General features: G+C 60.1%; 20 protein-coding genes. 14 read left to right on the forward strand and 6 right to left on the reverse strand.

Going from position 1 to position 17,929, the window contains the following annotated elements; translation table 11 throughout:
• Window positions 1-21 precede the first annotated feature (21 nt).
• The 3 genes from ahpF to AAHB08_RS05020 form a co-directional block, all read right to left on the reverse strand.
• Complete coding sequence (gene ahpF, locus AAHB08_RS05010; RefSeq protein ID WP_202045958.1) at window positions 22-1,608, reverse strand: alkyl hydroperoxide reductase subunit F; 1,587 nt, start codon at window positions 1,606-1,608, stop codon at window positions 22-24.
• Between the two features lie 141 nt (window positions 1,609-1,749).
• A complete protein-coding gene (gene ahpC, locus AAHB08_RS05015; protein WP_025327255.1) occupies window positions 1,750-2,316 on the reverse strand; it encodes an alkyl hydroperoxide reductase subunit C in 567 nt (188 codons plus the stop codon).
• A 643-nt stretch (window positions 2,317-2,959) separates the two neighbouring features.
• A complete protein-coding gene (locus AAHB08_RS05020) occupies window positions 2,960-3,406 on the reverse strand; it encodes a CBS domain-containing protein (RefSeq protein WP_025327254.1) in 447 nt (148 codons plus the stop codon).
• A gap of 274 nt (window positions 3,407-3,680) precedes the next feature.
• Between AAHB08_RS05020 and queA the strand changes: the two genes are divergently transcribed.
• From queA to nlpI, 7 genes are all read left to right on the forward strand, one after another.
• Entirely contained in the window at window positions 3,681-4,748 is a 1,068-nt protein-coding gene (gene queA / locus AAHB08_RS05025; RefSeq protein WP_342058308.1) for a tRNA preQ1(34) S-adenosylmethionine ribosyltransferase-isomerase QueA, read from the forward strand.
• A gap of 117 nt (window positions 4,749-4,865) precedes the next feature.
• Window positions 4,866-6,002, forward strand: a complete 1,137-nt coding sequence (tgt, locus tag AAHB08_RS05030) for a tRNA guanosine(34) transglycosylase Tgt (protein ID WP_025327252.1) — start codon at window positions 4,866-4,868, stop codon at window positions 6,000-6,002.
• Window positions 6,003-6,052: 50 nt separating this feature from the next.
• On the forward strand, window positions 6,053-6,388 hold the full coding sequence (yajC, locus tag AAHB08_RS05035; protein WP_041205953.1) for a preprotein translocase subunit YajC: 336 nt from the start codon (window positions 6,053-6,055) through the stop codon (window positions 6,386-6,388).
• Window positions 6,389-6,406: 18 nt separating this feature from the next.
• Window positions 6,407-8,260 carry a protein translocase subunit SecD gene (gene secD, locus AAHB08_RS05040; RefSeq protein WP_139745031.1) on the forward strand — a complete coding sequence of 618 codons (1,854 nt, stop codon included), beginning with the start codon at window positions 6,407-6,409 and terminating at the stop codon, window positions 8,258-8,260.
• A 9-nt stretch (window positions 8,261-8,269) separates the two neighbouring features.
• Window positions 8,270-9,217 carry a protein translocase subunit SecF gene (gene secF, locus AAHB08_RS05045; RefSeq protein WP_342058309.1) on the forward strand — a complete coding sequence of 316 codons (948 nt, stop codon included), beginning with the start codon at window positions 8,270-8,272 and terminating at the stop codon, window positions 9,215-9,217.
• 106 nt (window positions 9,218-9,323) lie between these two features.
• Complete coding sequence (locus AAHB08_RS05050; RefSeq protein WP_025327248.1) at window positions 9,324-9,692, forward strand: rhodanese-like domain-containing protein; 369 nt, start codon at window positions 9,324-9,326, stop codon at window positions 9,690-9,692.
• Window positions 9,693-9,782: 90 nt separating this feature from the next.
• Window positions 9,783-10,715 (forward strand): lipoprotein NlpI, encoded by a 933-nt coding sequence (gene nlpI, locus AAHB08_RS05055; protein WP_307764782.1) that lies wholly within the window; start codon window positions 9,783-9,785, stop codon window positions 10,713-10,715.
• A gap of 75 nt (window positions 10,716-10,790) precedes the next feature.
• On the opposite strand, the gene AAHB08_RS05060 is transcribed toward nlpI, so the two are convergent.
• Entirely contained in the window at window positions 10,791-11,663 is an 873-nt protein-coding gene (locus tag AAHB08_RS05060; RefSeq protein WP_342058310.1) for a U32 family peptidase, read from the reverse strand.
• A 12-nt stretch (window positions 11,664-11,675) separates the two neighbouring features.
• Window positions 11,676-12,671, reverse strand: coding sequence for a ubiquinone anaerobic biosynthesis protein UbiU (gene ubiU / locus AAHB08_RS05065; protein WP_139434245.1), 996 nt, complete (start codon window positions 12,669-12,671; stop codon window positions 11,676-11,678).
• A 190-nt stretch (window positions 12,672-12,861) separates the two neighbouring features.
• Between ubiU and ubiT the strand changes: the two genes are divergently transcribed.
• Complete coding sequence (gene ubiT / locus AAHB08_RS05070) at window positions 12,862-13,377, forward strand: ubiquinone anaerobic biosynthesis accessory factor UbiT (RefSeq protein ID WP_342058311.1); 516 nt, start codon at window positions 12,862-12,864, stop codon at window positions 13,375-13,377.
• Here the strand turns inward: ubiT and AAHB08_RS05075 are convergent.
• Window positions 13,342-13,758 (reverse strand): hypothetical protein, encoded by a 417-nt coding sequence (locus tag AAHB08_RS05075; RefSeq protein ID WP_342058312.1) that lies wholly within the window; start codon window positions 13,756-13,758, stop codon window positions 13,342-13,344. The two genes, ubiT and AAHB08_RS05075, sit on opposite strands and share 36 nt — an antisense overlap.
• A gap of 184 nt (window positions 13,759-13,942) precedes the next feature.
• On the opposite strand from AAHB08_RS05075, the gene trmJ reads away from it, so the two are divergent.
• From trmJ to hscB, 6 genes are all read left to right on the forward strand, one after another.
• The gene (trmJ, locus tag AAHB08_RS05080) at window positions 13,943-14,677 is read left to right on the forward strand and encodes a tRNA (cytosine(32)/uridine(32)-2'-O)-methyltransferase TrmJ (protein ID WP_342058313.1); all 735 of its coding nucleotides are present in this window, start codon (window positions 13,943-13,945) and stop codon (window positions 14,675-14,677) included.
• A gap of 93 nt (window positions 14,678-14,770) precedes the next feature.
• Window positions 14,771-15,274, forward strand: a complete 504-nt coding sequence (gene iscR / locus AAHB08_RS05085; protein WP_025327241.1) for a Fe-S cluster assembly transcriptional regulator IscR — start codon at window positions 14,771-14,773, stop codon at window positions 15,272-15,274.
• Between the two features lie 52 nt (window positions 15,275-15,326).
• Entirely contained in the window at window positions 15,327-16,541 is a 1,215-nt protein-coding gene (locus AAHB08_RS05090) for an IscS subfamily cysteine desulfurase (protein ID WP_342058314.1), read from the forward strand.
• A gap of 54 nt (window positions 16,542-16,595) precedes the next feature.
• Complete coding sequence (gene iscU, locus AAHB08_RS05095) at window positions 16,596-16,979, forward strand: Fe-S cluster assembly scaffold IscU (protein ID WP_005299770.1); 384 nt, start codon at window positions 16,596-16,598, stop codon at window positions 16,977-16,979.
• 15 nt (window positions 16,980-16,994) lie between these two features.
• Entirely contained in the window at window positions 16,995-17,318 is a 324-nt protein-coding gene (gene iscA, locus AAHB08_RS05100; RefSeq protein ID WP_005324290.1) for an iron-sulfur cluster assembly protein IscA, read from the forward strand.
• Window positions 17,319-17,404: 86 nt separating this feature from the next.
• Complete coding sequence (hscB, locus tag AAHB08_RS05105; protein WP_043131709.1) at window positions 17,405-17,923, forward strand: co-chaperone HscB; 519 nt, start codon at window positions 17,405-17,407, stop codon at window positions 17,921-17,923.
• Window positions 17,924-17,929 lie beyond the last annotated feature (6 nt).

Genomic DNA, 17,929 nt, shown 5'->3' on the forward strand with positions numbered 1-17,929 from the left:
TTTTGTCGGGCGATGAGCACGTCAGGCGGTCACGGCCTCGCTCTTGGCCGCAGCGGCTTCCGGCGCCGCATTGCGGATGAGGTAATCGAAGGCCCCCAGGGCTGCGGTGGCACCGGCGCCCATGGAGATGATGATCTGCTTGAACGGCACCGTAGTGGCATCCCCTGCGGCATAGACGCCGGGCAGGGAAGTGGCCCCCTTGGTGTCGATCTCGATTTCGCCAAAGCGGGTCAGGGCGACTTCGCTCCCCTTGAGGAACTCGGTGTTCGGCACCAGGCCGATCTGCACGAAGATGCCGGCCACCGCCAGGTGCTTGATCTCGCCTGTGGTGCGATCCTCGTAGTCCATGCCCACCACCTTGCTGCCGTCACCGATGACTTCGGTGGTGCGGGCGCTCATGATGATGTCGATGTTGCCCATGGAACGAGCCTTCTTCTGCAGCACCTCGTCGGCGCGCAGGGTATCGGCGAACTCCACCACGGTGACGTGCTCGACGATACCGGCGAGATCGATGGCCGCCTCTATGCCGGAGTTACCGCCACCTATCACCGCCACCCGCTTGCCCTTGAAGAAGGGGCCGTCGCAGTGGGGGCAGTAGGCCACGCCCTTGGTGCGGTACTCGAGCTCCCCCGGCACGTTCAGATCGCGCCAGCGGGCGCCGGTCGCCAGGATCACGGCGCGGCTCTTCAAGGTGGCACCGGAGGCGAGATCCACGTTCACGTAGCCATCCTTGCTGATGGCGGCGGCACGCTGCTCGGTGATCACCTCCACGCCGTACTGCTTGACGTGCTGCTCCAGGCTCGCGGCCAGCTTGGGGCCCTCGGTGTAGGGCACGGAGATGAAGTTCTCGATGCCGACGGTGTCCATCACCTGACCGCCGAATCGCTCGGCGACGATGGCGGTGCGGATCCCCTTGCGGGCGGCATAGATGGCGGCTGCGGCGCCAGCCGGGCCACCGCCCACTACCAGCACGTCGTAGGGGGCCTTTTCGCTCAGCTCTTGCGCCTTGCGCTCTGCCGCGCCGGTATCGAGTTTGGCGACGATCTCTTCGAGCGAGGTACGGCCCTGGCTGAACGGCTGACCGTTCAGGTAGACGTTCGGGACCGCCATGATCTGGCGCTCGTTCACCTCGTCCTGGAACAGGGCACCGTCGATCATGGTGTGGGTGATGCCGGGGTTCAGGGTGGCCATCAGGTTCAGGGCCTGCACCACGTCCGGGCAGTTGTGGCAGGAGAGGGAGATATAGGTCTCGAAGTGGAACTCGCCCTTGAGGTTTTTCACCTGCTCCAGCACGGCCGGATCGGCCTTGGAGGGGTGGCCGCCGCTTTGCAGCAGGGCGAGCACCAGGGAGGTAAATTCATGACCCATGGGGATGCCGGCAAAATGCACGCGCGGTGCCTGGCCTTGTGGCGCCACGCTCATGGAAGGCTTGCGAGTAGCAGTGCCATCGGTCATGGAAATCTTGGGGGACATCTCTGCTATCTCGTTGGCCAATGCCAGGAGCTCTGCGGATTTGTCGCTGTCATTGCCGGACACGCTGATCTCGATGGGATTGACGATGTACTGCAAGTAACCGTTGAGTTGTTGTTTGAGGTTGGTATCTAACATGGTCGAATTCCTTCTTGTTATGGCGGTCGGCACTATTAATGAATACAGAAAGCACTGGATGCAAAAAACAGTGAATGCAGGAAGCGCTGGGCCAGAAAGCAGACCGGCCCTTGAGTGGGCCGGTCTTGGAGAGCAGGAGGCTTAGATTTTGCCTACCAGATCCAGGGACGGGGCCAGGGTGGCATCGCCTTCTTGCCATTTGGCCGGGCACACTTCACCCGGGTGAGCGGCAACGTACTGGGCAGCCTTGACCTTGCGCAGCAGCTCCAGAGCGTCACGGCCGATACCGCCGGCGTTGATTTCAACGATCTGGATGACACCGTTCGGGTCGATGACGAAGGTACCGCGGTCAGCCAGGCCAGCTTCTTCGATCATCACGCCGAAGTTGCGGGTGATGGTGCCGGTCGGGTCGCCGATCATCGGGTACTGGATCTTCTTGATGGTGTCAGAAGTGTCGTGCCAGGCCTTGTGAGTGAAGTGGGTGTCGGTGGAGACGGCGTAGATCTCGACGCCCAGCTTCTTGAAGGAAGCGTAGTTGTCAGCCAGATCGCCCAGCTCGGTCGGGCAAACGAAGGTGAAGTCAGCCGGGTAGAAGAAGACCACGGACCACTTGCCTTTCAGGTCAGCGTCAGACACCTGAACGAATTTGCCATTGTGGTAGGCGGTAGCGTTGAACGGCTTGATTTCGGTGTTGATATAGGTAGACATGTATTTGCTCCTTGGTGATGTACATATGCCCGTCTGGTCGTGAAGTGCTTGGCCAGGCGAGGCGCTTAACTTTCGATGGAGGCATCATAGGGCTTTTCTCTAATCGGTCAAAGCCACAATTTTGAATCACTTAAATCTACTTATTAGATAGCCCATCGCAACTGTACCTAATATGAATATCTCAGGCCTTCAGAGATAACTCATTGTCGAAGTTCAATTTCTGTCCTCCATGTCACATTTTCAAGTCCCGGATGGCAACTTGTTTTATGCCGGAGGTGATGAGAGGCGTACTGAAGGCGTGTCGGGACTGAGGGGGAGGGGGTGAGAGACGGGCAAAAAAATCCCGGCGCCGTCGCACAGACAGGGCCGGGTCATCAAACAAGGAATGGCGATATAAAAATGCTTTACAGCAAAGACTAACTACGGGGTGTGCAAACTTGCAGACATATGAAGAGAAGACATCGGGTGCACAATCCTCATCTCCTCTTCGGCAACCATTGCATGGACGGCATCATAGTGTGATGGAGATCACAAAGCAAGTTTGTGGTGTAATTTTTCAGTCAAACTGAAAGTGTTTCAGCTATTTAGCCGATTAATCAGGCTGAAAACGCTTTTATTGTAATTTTATTACAGTTTTTTGTGATCAGAAATCAGCGGGTGGCTCCTGCTCCTCCATCAGCTCCAGCAGATTGATGGCGACAGTGATGAAGTCCGATTCCGTGACTATGCCCACCAGCTTGCGTCCCCGCACCACCGGCAGACAGCCATATTTGTGGCGCTGCAGGTAGAGGGCCGCCTCCTTGATGCCGGCGTGGGGATCCACGCTCGCCACCTGGCGGGTCATGATCTCGTCGAGCTGGACGCTGTCGGTGAATTCCGCCTCCCGCTCCGGATTGATGAGCAGCAGCTTGGAGTCGCGGGTTGCCAGGATGTCGGAGAGGGTGACCAGTCCCAGCAGATGCAGGTGCTCGTCGACGATGGGGATGTGGCGGATCTGCTCCTGCTGCATCAGCTCCATCGCCTGCTTGACGCTGTTCTGCGGCCCCAGGGTGAAGGGGTGTTCGGTCATGATTTCAGTCAGGGTCATCATGGTGGGCCTCCTTGTGTCTCTGATCTCACCCTAGCTCAGCTCCTGGCCGTGGAACCTGATCAGGGTCAATACAGATCATTAAAGAATCATTAACCCAGGTTTGTTGGCACGGCGGGGTACAAATTGGCGTCCAAGTGCCCGTGTCGGCACGCCAAGGGCCCCCAAGGCTCGCAAAAAGAGCGCTATCCCTTGCCGGCCTTGGGTTTTTGGTCTTTTGGGTTGCCTTGGCAGAGGGGGATAACTAGACTAGCCGCCGATTCCCCCGAGGTGAAAGATGCAAGTATCCGATTTTCATTTTGATCTGCCAGACGAGCTGATTGCCCGCTATCCGATGGCAGAGCGTACCGCCAGCCGCCTGTTGCAGCTCGATGGTCAAAGCGGCGCCCTGCGCCACGGTCAATTTGTGGATGTGCTGGACCAGCTCAACCCGGGCGACCTGCTGGTGTTCAACAACACCCGGGTCATTCCGGCGCGCATGTTTGGCCAGAAGGCCAGCGGCGGCAAGCTGGAAGTGCTGGTGGAGCGCATCCTGGACGAGCACAGCGTGCTGGCCCATGTCCGCTCCTCCAAGTCTCCCAAGCCCGGCACCCGCCTCATCCTGGATGGCGGCCCCGATGGGGAGAAAGTGGAGGCCGAGATGCGCGCCCGCCACGATGCCCTGTTCGAGATCCACTTCCTGGACCCGCGCCCCGTGCTTGAGATCCTGGAGGCCATAGGCCACATGCCGCTGCCGCCCTATATCGACAGGCCCGACGAGGATGCCGACAAGGAGCGCTACCAGACCGTCTACAACCAGAAGCCGGGCGCCGTGGCGGCGCCGACCGCGGGGCTGCACTTCGATGAGCCCCTGCTGGCAAAAATCCGCGCCAAGGGGGTTGAAACGGCCTTCGTCACCCTGCATGTAGGGGCGGGGACCTTCCAGCCGGTGCGGGTGGACAGGATCGAAGATCACCACATGCACTCCGAGTATGCCGAAGTGCCCCAGGAGGTGGTGGACGCCATAGCCGCGACCCGCGCCCGGGGTGGCCGGGTGATTGCGGTGGGCACCACCTCGGTGCGCTCCCTGGAGAGCGCCGCCAAGGTAACCCTGGCCCAGGGCAAGCCGTTGGCACCCTTCTTCAGCGACACCGACATCTTCATCTTCCCGGGCTACGAGTTCCAGATTGTCGATGCCATGGTCACCAACTTCCACCTGCCCGAGTCGACCCTGATCATGCTGGTCAGCGCCTTTGCCGGCTACGACAACGTGATGGCGGCCTATCAGGCGGCGGTGGCGGAGCAGTACCGTTTCTTCAGCTACGGGGACGCCATGTTCGTCACCCGTCGCCAGGTTGAGGCATAAGCCTCAGCCTTCAGAAGCCGTTCAGGGACTCCTTGTCAGGATCCTGGCCGGTTTCTTGTATCGGGCCCATGGGGCCCTCCGTTGTCAGACTGTTTCTCTGACTGAATCGAGGTAGCAATGAAATTTGAACTGAAAACCACAGATGGTCGCGCCCGTCGCGGTCAGCTGGTATTCGAGCGCGGTGTGGTCCAGACCCCGGCCTTCATGCCGGTCGGTACTTACGGCACCGTCAAGGGGATGACCCCGGAAGAGGTGCGCGAGACCGGCGCCCAGATCCTGCTTGGCAACACTTTCCACCTCTGGCTGCGGCCGGGTCAGGCGGTGATGCGCGCCCACGGGGATCTGCACGACTTCATGAACTGGCAGGGCCCCATCCTCACCGATTCCGGTGGTTTCCAGGTGTTCAGCCTGGGTCACATTCGCAAGATCACCGAGGAGGGGGTGCATTTCCGTCATCCCATCAACGGCGAGAAGATCTTCCTCGACCCCGAAAAATCCATGGAGATCCAGTACGATCTGGGCTCCGACATCGTGATGATCTTCGACGAGTGCACGCCCTATCCGGCGACCTACGAAGAGGCGCGCAAGTCGATGGAGATGTCCCTGCGCTGGGCCAAGCGCTCCCGCGACAAGTTCGATGCCCTGGGCAACAAGAACGCCCTGTTCGGCATCATCCAGGGCTCCGTCTACGAGCCGCTGCGGGATGTCTCCCTGGACGGCCTGCTGGAGATCGGTTTTGACGGCTATGCGGTCGGCGGTCTGGCGGTGGGTGAGCCCAAGGAGGACATGCACCGCATCCTGGATCACGTCTGCCCGAAAATCCCGGCCGACAAGCCGCGCTACCTGATGGGGGTGGGCAAACCCGAAGATCTGGTGGAAGGGGTGCGCCGCGGCATCGACATGTTCGATTGCGTGATGCCGACCCGCAACGCTCGCAACGGTCATTTGTTCACCACCGATGGTGTGGTCAAGATCCGCAACGCCAAGTATCGCGAGGACACCAGCACCCTGGATGCGGACTGCGATTGCTACACCTGCAAGAACTACACCCGCAGCTATCTGTACCATCTGGACAAGTGCAACGAGATCCTCGGTGCCCGTCTGAATACCATTCATAACCTGCGTTATTACCAGCGTGTGATGCAGGGTTTGCGGGACGCGATCGAGCAGGGTAAATTAGACGACTTTGTAACTGAGTTTTACCGTCGGCAAGGGAAGCCCGTGCCTCCGTTAACTGAAAATGACGTGAAATAACAACGACATATAAGTTAGTTTTCAAATCTACATCAATAAGAGGTTGTTAAATGAGCATTATCTCCAAGGCGTATGCAGAAGGCGCAGCTCCGGGTGCACAGGGTGGTGGCATGGAAATGATCATCATGCTGGCCGTGTTTGGCCTCATCTTCTATTTCATGATCTACCGTCCCCAGGCCAAGCGCGCCAAGACTCATCGCGATCTGATGAGCTCCCTGGCCAAGGGTGACGAAGTGCTCACCTCCGGTGGCCTGGTCGGCAAGATCGCCAAGGTCTCCGCCGATAGCGACTACATAGTGCTGGCCCTGAACGATCAGACCCAGGTCACCATCAAGCGTGATTTCGTCTCTGCCGTTCTGCCCAAGGGTTCTATCCAGTCCCTTTAATCTCCCGAGGAGCACAGCGTGTTAAATCGCTATCCGCTGTGGAAATACCTGATGGTGATCGTCGTGATCGCCATCGGTTTTCTATATGCAGCCCCCAATCTTTACGGCGAAGACCCGGCCTTGCAGGTATCTGCCAGCCGTGGTGCCGAAGTCAAACTAGAGACGCTCGATCAGGTGAAGGAGACGCTCGAAGCGGCTCAGATCCCGGTCAAACATGCTGCGTTCGAACACGGTTTCATTCTGATCCGGTTCACCAATACCGAAGACCAGCTCAAGGCACGTGACATCGTCGCCAACAAGCTGGGCGACAACTTCATCACTGCCCTCAACTTGGCACCTTCCACGCCTGCCTGGCTCGAAGCCATAGGCGCCGCTCCCCTCAAGCTGGGTCTGGACCTGCGCGGTGGTGTGCACTTCCTGATGGAAGTGGACATGGCCGAGGCGCTGACCAAGCAGCAAGAGCAGATGGTGCAGGATTTCCGCTCCGAGTTGCGCACCCAGAAGATCCGCTACTCCGGTGTACGCCGGGTCGGTGATCAGGTGCAGGTGGTGTTCCGCGAGGAGGCCGATCAGGCCAAGGCGGCCTCTTTCCTGCGTCGGCAGAATCCGGATCTCACCTTCACCACAGAGCAGAAAGGGGATGACTTCATCCTGCTGGCTGGCCTGAGTGAAGCCAAGATCAAGGAAGTGAAGAAGTACGCCCTCGAGCAGAACATCACCATCATCCGTAACCGGGTGAACGAGCTGGGTGTGGCCGAGCCGCTGGTACAACAGCAGGGTGCCGAGCGCATCGTGGTGGAGTTGCCCGGTATCCAGGACACCGCCCGTGCCAAGGAGATCCTGGGGGCCACCGCCACCCTGGAGTTCCACATGGTCGATGAGGCCGCCGACATCCAGGCCGCTGCCGCGGGCCGGGTGCCGCCGAGCTCCAAGGTCTACAACGATCGCAACGGTCGTCCCGTGGTGCTGCAAAAGCGCGTGATCCTGACCGGTGACCACATCGTGGGTGCCCAGTCCGGTTTCGATGAATACAGCCGTCCCCAGGTCAACATCAAGCTCGATGGCCAGGGTGGCAACAAGATGGCCAACTTTACCAAGGACAACGTTGGTAAGGGCATGGCCACCGTCTTCATCGAGTACAAGCCGGTGGGTCAACCCGGTCCGGACGGCAAGCGCAAGTTCCGCAAGCAGGAGGAGGTGATCAACGTTGCCACCATCCAGTCGCGCCTTGGCAGCCAGTTCCGTATCACCGGTATCGACAACGCCAACGAAGCCCACAACCTGGCGCTGCTGCTGCGTGCCGGTGCCCTGATAGCCCCCATCCAGATTGTCGAAGAGCGCACCATAGGCCCGAGCCTGGGTCAGCAGAACATCGACAGCGGTATGGAAGCCATCGGCTGGGCCATGCTGGTGATAGTGCTGTTCATGGGGATCTACTACCGTGCGTTCGGTTGGGTGGCCAACCTGGCGCTGACCATGAACCTGGTGCTGATCGTCGGTATCATGTCGATGATCCCGGGGGCCACCATGACACTGCCGGGCATTGCCGGTATCGTGCTGACGCTGGGCATGGCGGTGGATGCGAACGTGCTGATCTACGAGCGTATTCGTGAAGAGATCCGCAACGGCCGCGGGGTGCAGCAAGCCATCCACATGGGCTTCGACCGCGCCTTCTCGACCATCGCCGACTCCAACGTCACCTCGCTCATCACCTGTGTGATCTTGTTTGGTATCGGCACCGGCGCCATCAAGGGCTTCGCCCTGACCCTGGGCATAGGTCTGACCGCCTCCATGTTTACGGCCATTACTGTATCCCGCGCCATCATCAACCTGGCCTGGGGCGGACGGCGCATCGACAAGCTGCCGATCTAAGGAAGAGACATGTTTCAGATTCTACATTTTGAAAAGCCCATCCCCTTCATGCGTTTCGCCAAGTCGGGAATGGTGTTCTCTGCCTTGCTGACGATGCTCGCCCTGTTCTGCCTGTTCGATCGCGGCCTGAACTGGGGGCTGGACTTTACCGGGGGCACCACCATAGAGGTGGGGTTCCAGCAATCGGTGAGCCTGGACAAGATGCACGAAGCGCTGGATCAGCAGAAGATTGAAGGGGCTACCCTGCAATTCTTCGGCTCCAGCCGCGACGTGCTGGTGCGCATGGCCCCGAAAGAGGGGGTCAAGGTCGAGCAGCAGGGCAACGAGGTGCTGGCAGCCGCCAATCTGATCGACGAGGGCGCCGTTCTCAAGCGCGTCGAGTTCGTCGGTCCTTCGGTGGGTGACGAGCTGGCGACAGACGGTGCCTTGGCCATGCTGGCCTCCATCCTCTGTATCCTGGCCTACGTGGCGGTGCGCTTCGAGTGGCGTCTGGCGATGGGGGGCATCCTCTCCCTGGCGCACGATGTGATCATCACCCTCGGCATCTTCGCCTACTTCCAGTACGAGTTCGATCTGACCGTGCTGGCGGCGCTGATGACCCTGGTGGGCTACTCCCTGAACGACACCATAGTGGTGTTCGACCGTCTGCGGGAGAACTTCCGCAAGGTGCGCAAGGGGGATACCGCCTTCATCATGGATCTCTCCATGACCGAGACCCTGAGCCGGACCATCATCACCTCGGGGTTGACCTTCGTGGTGGTGGTGGCGCTGCTGCTCAAGGGGGGCCCGCTGATCCACGGTTTTGCCATCGCCATGGTGATAGGGGTGGCCTTCGGGACCTACTCCTCCATCTATGTGGCGAGTGCCTCTGCCATGTTCTTCGGGGTCAAACGGGAGCACATGCTGCCGACCCAGGTGGAAAAAGAAGGGGCGGATCAGCAAGAGATCCTGCCGTAACAGACAAGGGCGCCACAAGGCGCCCTTTCTCTTGGGGAGCGCTTGAGTCATTATGCTCCCCAGCACCCATCCTCATGACCCATTGCAAGAATGCAAGGAGCAAGCCATGCAACACAATCCCCGTTTTCTGGCCCTGGTAGAGGCCATTCGCCCGCAGATACGGGAAACCGACGTGCACCAGATCAGGCGCTGGCAGGAAGAAGGCCGTGATTTTCACCTGATCGATGTGCGGGAAGATAACGAGTGGGCGAAAGGGCACCTGCCGGGGGCAGAGCACCTGGGCCGCGGCGTGATGGAGCGGGACATCGAGACCCGTTTTCCCGATCCCGACACCGAGCTCTACCTCTATTGTGGTGGGGGATTTCGCTCCATCCTGGCGGCGGACAACCTGCAAAAGATGGGGTATTCCCGGGTGGTCAGCGTCGATGGAGGCTTTCGTGGTTGGCGTGACGCCGGATACCCTGTCGAATCCTGATTTATTTGAGGGATAGGGGTTGCGCCACATGACAAAAGGCCGGTTGACCTTTACCATATGCGGGGTCAAGCGTAAGCGTCGGAGTGTTCATTGAACGTCAGGATAGGGATTGGATACCTCACCGGTATCCTGTTGTTGCTCCCCATGTGGGGATGCAGCAGTAGCAGTCAGGTTACAGCGCCTCAAGTTCCCAAGCCGCAACCCGCTTCATTGGTATTGGCGACCCCCTTGCAGGTCTCCTACCAGAGCGAGTTGGCCTTGGCGCGACTCGGGCAGATGCTCAGTGAAATGGAATTGACGACCGAACAGCGCGCCGAGTTGTTCTATGAGCGTGCCGTGGTGTTTGACCGGGTTGGCCTTCGTTCCCTCGCTCGGCTCGACTTCAACCGCGCCCTGCGGGAGAAGCCCGACTTTGCCGAGGCTTACAACTTCATCGGTGTCTATCTGGTTCAGCAACAGAACTATGACGAGGCCTATGAGGCATTCGATTCGGCACTCGAGCTCGCCCCGGATTACGATTACGCCTACCTCAACCGTGGCATAGCGCTCTATTACGGCAACAGGCCCGAGCTTGCCACCGCCGACATGAAGCGTTTCTACGAGGCGCAGCCGGAAGATCCCTACCGGGTGATCTGGCTCTATCTGGCCGAGCAGAAGCTCAACGGGCCGGCGGCCATGAGCCGGATGCGCGAGCGGCTGAACAAGTATGACGACGACGCCTGGAACTGGGACCTGGTCCGCCTCTATACCGGCGAGATCAATGCCACCCAGCTGATGGGCAACGTGGTGAAAGGGGTGAAGGATAACCGGGAGCTCGCCGAGCGCCTGTGCGAGACCTACTTCTACCTCGGCAAGTTCGAGCTGGCCAAGGGCAACCGCAAGGAAGCCATCAGCTACTTCAAGCTGGCGCTGGCCAACAACGTCTATGACTTCATCGAGCATCGCTATGCCCTGCTCGAGCTGGAGCTGATGGCGCGCAAACCCTTGCCGCCGGGTGCCCAGGGCAAAAACAGCAAAGCGTGAGAGGGCATCAGCCCTCCGTGAAAAAGGCCTCTTGATGAGGCCTTTTTGCTGTCTGTTGCTGGGGGATGCCGAGTGTTACTCCACCAGGCTCATGCCGGGGATCTGGCGCCAGTAACCGTTGCAGTCCCGCTCCTGTTGCAGGGGCAGCGGTGCCTGACCCTGCTGGTTGGCCTTGAAACGGGCCAGCATGTCGAGTGTGTCCATCCCTTCGGGGGAGAGGCGCACCACGTCCACCAGTCCCGCCATGCCTTCGAGCTCGTTGCCGAGGTTGTAGCAGTAGCCAGACTGGGTCTGGATGCCGTTGAGATTGAACACCTTCTGCCCCTCGCGGCTGCTGGCGAGTCGCCCCGTGGGGTAGTGGATGCAGGCGAGCTCGCAGTTGTCCTTGGGCTTGTCGAGGGAGCGGGCGGTGAAACAGCGCGCCGAATAGGCGAGCGGCAGGTGGCCGTAAGCGAACACCTCCACCTCGAACTGCTGGCGGGCCGGCCCCAGATCCTGGCTGAGCTGCACCAGCCAGTCGCGGGAGAGTTCCACCGGCATCACCCAGCGCCGCATCCCCTGCTTGAGCAGCATGCGCAGCACCTCGGCATTGTAGGCATTGATGGCCGGGCCGCACACGAAGGGCAGCCCCGCCTCCCAGGCGAGCTGTACGGCGCCGAGATCGTTGGCCTCGACCATGAGATCGCCGTTGTCGACCAGCCGCTTGACCTCCTTGAGCTCCGACGGCGCCGAGATCAGCGCCAGGGTGGAGAGCACGGCCTGCTTGCCCGAGCTCGCCACCTGGCGGGCCAGGGCAATCCAGTCATCCCCTTTCAGTTCGCGGCGCTTGCTGCACACCGTCTCGCCCAGATAGATGATGTCGGCCTGGCTCTGCGCCGCCGCCTCATAGAAGGCCTGGGTATCGGCCTTGGGCCAGTAGAAGAGCAGGGGCCCGAGAGAGAATTGCATGATGTGATCCTTTTATTGCCACTGGCGATGATAGGCGCCGAGGGTAGTCTGGCTTCCCTCGGAGACGCGGGCAAGCTGGGCATCCCACTCGCTCTTGACGCTGTAGGCGTCGGGGTTGGCCTGATAGGCGTCGATGGCGGCGCGCCAGACCCGGGTCACCTGTTCGACATAGGCGGGGCTGCGCTGGCGGCCCTCGATCTTGACCGACTGGATCCCGGTCTGGAACAGCTCGGGCAAGAGGCCGAGGGTGTTGAGGCTGGTAGGCTCCTCCAGGGCGTGGTAGGTCTGGCCATCCACCTCGAAACGCCCCTTGCACAGGGTCGGGTAACCGGCGTTTTCCCCCGGGCCGTAGCGATCGATCAGCACCTCGTTGAGACGGGATTCGAGACCGCGGGGGGTCTCTTCCCAGCGCACGAACTTGGCGGGGGAGCAGGCGCCCACGGTATTGGGGCTTTCGCCCGTCATGTAGGAGGAGAGATAGCAGCGCCCCTCCGCCATGATGCAGAGGCTGCCGAAGGCGAACACCTCGAGGCCGACATCGGTCTCGCGGGCCAGCTGCCTGACCTGGTGCATGGAGAGCACCCGTGGCAGCACCACCCGGCCGACGTTGAAGTGCTGCTGGTAGAAGCGGATGGCGGCAGCGTTGGTGGCGCTGGCCTGGACCGAGACATGGAGCTCCATGTCGGGATGATGGCGGCTGGCGTAATCCAGCACGGCGAGATCGGCGATGATGAGGGCATCGGCACCGAGCGCCACCCCTCTGTCCACCGCCTGTTTCCATCTGGCATCCGAGCCCGGGTGGGCGAAGGTGTTGATGGCGATGTGCAGCTTGCGGCCATGTCGGTGCACATAGTCCACCGCTCTTTCCAGCTTGCTGTCCGTGAAGTTGAGCCCGGCGAAGTGGCGGGCATTGGTGTCATCCTTGAAGCCGATGTAGACGGCATCGGCCCCGTTATCCACGGCTGTCTTCAGTGCCGGCAGGCTGCCTGCCGGGCAGAGTAATTCCATCGGGTACGCTCCGAGAGGGCAAAAATGCAAAAAGTGGCCCGATTGTATGCAGGCTTGGACCCCCGCTTTTTGACCTGAGGCAGCTTTAGGTGGCTTTACCCTTCTTGAGGTAAGTGGGCACAAGTTTGATTTTCAACAGGATCCTGAAAATTGCACTGTGTTTGAATGGGCAAAAAACTGGGAGTTTATCGTGTTTCAACAACTGCAACGCCGCCTGATCGAACAGGCCCCTCGTCTCTTGCGTCATCCCCTCAAGCTGGTGCCCTTCACCCTGCAGCAAAACCTGATGGAGGCCTTGCTGGCGCAGGCGTTCAAGGAAGCCATCCAAGACGGGGATTTCGCCTTCCTGGCGGGCAAGTGGCTCAAAGTCGAGGTATCGGATCTCGAGCTCTGCTGGTTCGTCAGCGAGCGAGAGGGAAAACTGGTGGTGGCCCGTGAATGCGAGCGAGCCGATGTCTGCTTCAGCGGCAGCAGCCAGGATCTCATCCTGATTGCTGGTCGCAAGGAGGATCCGGACTCCCTCTTCTTCCAGCGCAGGCTGAAGATAGAAGGGGATACCGAGCTGGGCCTCGAGGTGAAGAACCTGATGGACAGCCTGGATCTCGATGGACTGCCCGGGCTGATGAAATATCCCCTGATGGATCTGGCCACCCTGATAGCGCGGGTGCGATCAGCGCAGGATCCGCTGCCCGCGTCTATGGCCTGAGCCGCGTCTCAGCTGCAGGGCCAGCCCCCGGGCATGATGGCGGTGACGCCGCCGGGCCCACAGGCAGCGACCGGCCCAGAGGCAGGGGAGCAGGGCGAGCAGGGCCGTGGTGTCAGGCAGGCGCAGCAGCACCAGCCCGAGTGCCAGCCACAGGAAGGGCAGGGCCTCGTAGTACCACTCCGGTTGCAACCAGCGCTTGGCAGGATAGATGATCAGATCGGTGCGCCTGTAGTTGGAGCGCATCATCCAGAGGAGAGCACCCACGGCAAACAGCAGAGTTGCCGCGAGCCAGAGCAGCGGGGAGTGGGCAAAGGACCACAGCGCCGCGGAGAGCAGCAGGTAAAGCAGCGGCAGTTGTTCATAGATCCAGGGGGGAAGCATGAGAGGGTGACTCCGGGTAATGCAGCTCGACCCTCTAAGGTTAGCCCTCCCTTTTCCCGCCTTCAGGCCGGTTGGTTATACGAACCATCACTTTTGTTCTGAAATGCGGGGTCAGAAGCGGTGCCAAAATAGCGATTGGTTATGTTACAATTGCGCGCCATTTTTGACTGAAGATTGACTGGGCATGTTGGATCAGATTCGTATCGTGTTGGTAAACACCTCTCACACCGGCAACATGGGGTCTGCGGCGAGAGCCATGAAGACCATGGGGCTGACGCAGCTGGTGTTGGTTGATCCGCAAGCCTTGCCAGATGACAATGCCATCGCCCTGGCGGCAGGGGCCGGCGATGTGCTGGCCAATGCCCGCATAGTCCCGACGTTGGACGACGCCATCGCCGATTGTGGCCTGGTCATCGGCACCAGTGCCCGATCCCGCACCCTGAGCTGGCCCATGCTGGATCCCCGTGAAGCGGGCGAGAAGCTGGTGAAGGAAGGGGTAACGCACCCGGTCGCCCTGGTGTTTGGCCGTGAACGCACCGGTCTCACCAACGACGAGCTGCAGAAGTGCCACTACCACGTGGCCATCCCGGCCAATCCCGACTACAGCTCCCTCAATCTGGCCATGGCGGTGCAGACCCTCTGCTACGAGGTGCGCATGCACTGGCTGGAGACTCAGGGGAGTGACACGGCGGGCGCAGAGGCGGAGCGGGCCGATTATCCCAGCGCGCAGCAGCTGGAAGGTTTCTATCTGCACCTGGAGCAGACCCTGCAGAAGACAGGTTTCATTGCCGATGATCACCCCGGTCATGTGATGAGCAAGTTGCGTCGTCTGTTCAATCGCGCCCGGCCGGAAGTGGTTGAATTGAATATACTGCGGGGCATTCTCACCTCGGTGCAGAAAGCCCGGCCACAGGATTAATCCCGACTGATTTACTCAAGCATATACTTGACTGTTTTAGTCGGGTATGTGACCATGTGCCCATATTGATTTGTTCGCAAGACGGTAAGGCATATGAGACTGACCTCAAAAGGACGTTACGCTGTGACAGCCATGCTAGACGTGGCGTTGCATGCAGAGCAGGGGCCCGTTCCCCTGGCTGATATTTCAGAGCGCCAGGGCATCTCCTTGTCCTATCTGGAACAACTGTTTGCCCGTCTGCGCAAGCATGGACTGGTGAGCAGCGTGCGCGGCCCGGGCGGTGGTTATCGCCTCGGTCTGGCCCCTGGCGAGATCTCGGTAGGTCAGGTGATCACCGCAGTCGATGAGTCGGTCGATGCGACCAAGTGTCTCGGCAAGGGTGGCTGCCACGGCGGTACCCAGTGTCTGACCCACTCCCTGTGGCGTGACTTGAGCGAGCGCATTTCCAGTTTCCTGGGGGACATCACCCTGGCTGAGCTGGTCGGTCAGGCCGATGTGCGCCGCATCGCCGGCAAGCAAGATGAACAAATGAAGACCGTGTTGTCCCTGGTTGACCGGGCAGAACGCGGTGATGTGAGCTTGAAAGTCCAACTATAAACGTGCTTTCCACGACGAGTCGCTGTGTGACCCCGTCGTAACGGAGAAAAACATGAAACTGCCTATTTACCTTGATTATTCGGCAACCTGTCCGGTGGACCCGCGTGTCGCAGAAAAAATGATGCAGTGCCTCACCATGGACGGCCTGTTTGGCAATCCTGCCTCCCGCTCTCACCGTTTCGGCTGGCAGGCCGAAGAGGCGGTGGACCTGGCCCGTAATCAAGTGGCAGAGCTGATTGGTGCAGATCCTCGCGAGATCGTCTTCACCTCCGGCGCGACCGAATCCAACAACCTGGCCATCAAGGGCATAGCCCACTTCTATGCTGGCAAGGGCAAGCACATCATCACCTCCAAGACTGAACACAAGGCGGTGCTCGACACCTGCCGTCAGCTGGAGCGTGAAGGCTACGAGGTGACCTACCTCGAACCGATGCCTAACGGCCTGTTCACCCTGGCGCAGATCGAAGGCGCCCTGCGCGATGACACCATCCTGGTCAGCATCATGCACGTCAACAACGAGATCGGCGTGGTGCAAGACATCAACGCCATCGGCGAGCTGTGCCGCTCCCGCAAGATCCTGCTGCACGTGGACGCGGTCCAGAGTGTGGGCAAGATCCCGGTCGATGTGGAAGCGCTGAAAGTGGACTTGCTCTCCATGTCCGCCCACAAGGTATACGGCCCGAAGGGCATAGGTGCCCTGTACGTGCGCCGCAAGCCGCGGGTGCGTCTGGAAGCCCAGATGCACGGTGGCGGTCATGAGCGCGGCATGCGCTCAGGCACCCTGGCGACTCACCAGATCGTCGGCATGGGCGAGGCCTTCCGCATCGCCAAGGAAGAGATGGCGAGCGAGAGCCAGCACATCATGGCCCTGCGTCAGCGTCTGTGGGACGGCATCAAGAACATCGAAGAAGTCTATATCAACGGCGATCTGGACCAGCGTGTCCCGGGTAACCTGAATGTCAGCTTCGCCTATGTGGAAGGGGAATCCCTCATCATGGCGCTGAAGGATCTGGCTGTCTCTTCCGGTTCGGCCTGTACCTCGGCCAGCCTGGAGCCTTCCTACGTGCTGCGCGCCCTGGGCCTGAACGACGAGCTGGCACACAGCTCCATCCGCTTCAGCATCGGTCGCTTCACCACAGAGGAAGAGATCGACTACGCAATCAAGCTCATCTGCGACTCCATCGGTCGTCTGCGCGAGATGTCCCCCCTGTGGGAGATGTTCAAGGACGGCGTCGATCTGAACACGGTCGAATGGGCACATCACTGATCCTTGCCAGCGTGGCAAGTGTTTGGTGAACAACGGAATTAGCAGGAGTTAGATATGGCTTACAGTGAAAAAGTAATCGACCACTACGAGAATCCCCGCAACGTCGGTGGTTTTGACAAGAACGACCCCAGCATCGCGACCGGCATGGTCGGCGCCCCGGCCTGTGGCGACGTGATGAAGCTGCAACTGAAGATCAGCGACGACGGCATCATCGAAGACGCCAAGTTCAAGACCTACGGCTGTGGCTCCGCCATCGCCTCCAGCTCCCTGGTGACCGAGTGGGTCAAGGGCAAGACCCTGGACGAAGCCGCTGGCATCAAGAACACCGACATCGCCGAAGAGCTGGCCCTGCCACCGGTGAAGATCCACTGCTCCATTCTGGCGGAGGATGCTATCAAGGCTGCCATCGCCGATTACAAGCAGAAGAAAGGTCTCTAAGGTCCGGAGAGCAGTATGGCCATTACCATGACAGATGCCGCAGCGGCACGGGTTTCCTCTTTCATAACCAACCGGGGCAAGGGCATAGGCCTGCGCCTCGGCGTTAAGACCACCGGCTGTTCTGGCCTTGCCTATGTGCTCGAGTTTGTGGATGAGCTGGCCGCTGAGGATCAGGTGTTCGAGCAGAACGGTGTCAAGATCATCGTCGATGCCAAGAGCCTGATCCATCTGGATGGCACCGAGCTGGACTTCGTCAAGGAGGGCCTCAATGAGGGCTTCCAGTTCAACAACCCGAACGCCAAGGGCGAGTGCGGTTGTGGCGAGAGCTTCAGCGTCTAATCGATGAAGCCGGCAGCCTGCTGCCGGCTTTGCCGTTCAAGATGGATGGTGAGCAAGGCACTAGCCTTCGAGTCTGAGGACACAGAATGAATCATTTCGAGCTGTTCGGGCTGGCAGAGGGCTTCGAGCTCGATACCCGCCAGCTGGCAGACACCTACCGCCAGTTGCAAACCCGGTTTCACCCCGATCGTTTTGCCACCGCCCCCGAGCGGGAGCAGTTGGCCGCGGTGCAGCGTGCCGCCCAGATCAACGATGCCTTCACCACCCTCAAGTCCCCCCTGCGCCGAGCCGAATACCTGCTCTCCCTGCGCGGCACCGACATTCGAGGCGAGCAACAGACCCTGCAAGACACCTCTTTCCTGATGCAACAGCTGGAGTGGCGCGAGCGCCTGGCCGAGTTGAAAGGAGAAGCGGATCCTGAGGGGGCCATCGAAGATTTTCGTCGCGAGATCAGGCATGATCACCAGTCTCTGATGCAACGGCTGACCGATGCCCTCACCGCGGGTGAAGATCTGGCGGCAGCCGATTGCGTGCGCAAACTCAAGTTTGTCGACAAGCTCCTCGAGGAGCTGGAACGATTCGAAGACTCGCTGTTCGAGTCTTGACCCTCT

Source organism: Aeromonas sp. OTU364 (assembly GCF_038440395.1).
Taxonomy (GTDB): domain Bacteria; phylum Pseudomonadota; class Gammaproteobacteria; order Enterobacterales; family Aeromonadaceae; genus Aeromonas.

Excerpts from the sequence above, each read along its gene's own strand:
- ahpF (WP_202045958.1), bottom strand. The coding sequence starts at position 1,608 with ATGTTAGATACCAACCTCAAACAACAACTCAACGGTTACTTGCAGTAC.
- ahpC (WP_025327255.1), bottom strand. The coding sequence starts at position 2,316 with ATGTCTACCTATATCAACACCGAAATCAAGCCGTTCAACGCTACCGCC.
- AAHB08_RS05020 (WP_025327254.1), bottom strand. The coding sequence starts at position 3,406 with ATGATGACCCTGACTGAAATCATGACCGAACACCCCTTCACCCTGGGG.
- queA (WP_342058308.1), top strand. The coding sequence starts at position 3,681 with ATGCAAGTATCCGATTTTCATTTTGATCTGCCAGACGAGCTGATTGCC.
- tgt (WP_025327252.1), top strand. The coding sequence starts at position 4,866 with ATGAAATTTGAACTGAAAACCACAGATGGTCGCGCCCGTCGCGGTCAG.
- yajC (WP_041205953.1), top strand. The coding sequence starts at position 6,053 with ATGAGCATTATCTCCAAGGCGTATGCAGAAGGCGCAGCTCCGGGTGCA.
- secF (WP_342058309.1), top strand. The coding sequence starts at position 8,270 with ATGTTTCAGATTCTACATTTTGAAAAGCCCATCCCCTTCATGCGTTTC.
- AAHB08_RS05050 (WP_025327248.1), top strand. The coding sequence starts at position 9,324 with ATGCAACACAATCCCCGTTTTCTGGCCCTGGTAGAGGCCATTCGCCCG.
- AAHB08_RS05060 (WP_342058310.1), bottom strand. The coding sequence starts at position 11,663 with ATGCAATTCTCTCTCGGGCCCCTGCTCTTCTACTGGCCCAAGGCCGAT.
- ubiU (WP_139434245.1), bottom strand. The coding sequence starts at position 12,671 with ATGGAATTACTCTGCCCGGCAGGCAGCCTGCCGGCACTGAAGACAGCC.
- AAHB08_RS05075 (WP_342058312.1), bottom strand. The coding sequence starts at position 13,758 with ATGCTTCCCCCCTGGATCTATGAACAACTGCCGCTGCTTTACCTGCTG.
- trmJ (WP_342058313.1), top strand. The coding sequence starts at position 13,943 with ATGTTGGATCAGATTCGTATCGTGTTGGTAAACACCTCTCACACCGGC.
- iscR (WP_025327241.1), top strand. The coding sequence starts at position 14,771 with ATGAGACTGACCTCAAAAGGACGTTACGCTGTGACAGCCATGCTAGAC.
- AAHB08_RS05090 (WP_342058314.1), top strand. The coding sequence starts at position 15,327 with ATGAAACTGCCTATTTACCTTGATTATTCGGCAACCTGTCCGGTGGAC.
- iscU (WP_005299770.1), top strand. The coding sequence starts at position 16,596 with ATGGCTTACAGTGAAAAAGTAATCGACCACTACGAGAATCCCCGCAAC.
- iscA (WP_005324290.1), top strand. The coding sequence starts at position 16,995 with ATGGCCATTACCATGACAGATGCCGCAGCGGCACGGGTTTCCTCTTTC.
- hscB (WP_043131709.1), top strand. The coding sequence starts at position 17,405 with ATGAATCATTTCGAGCTGTTCGGGCTGGCAGAGGGCTTCGAGCTCGAT.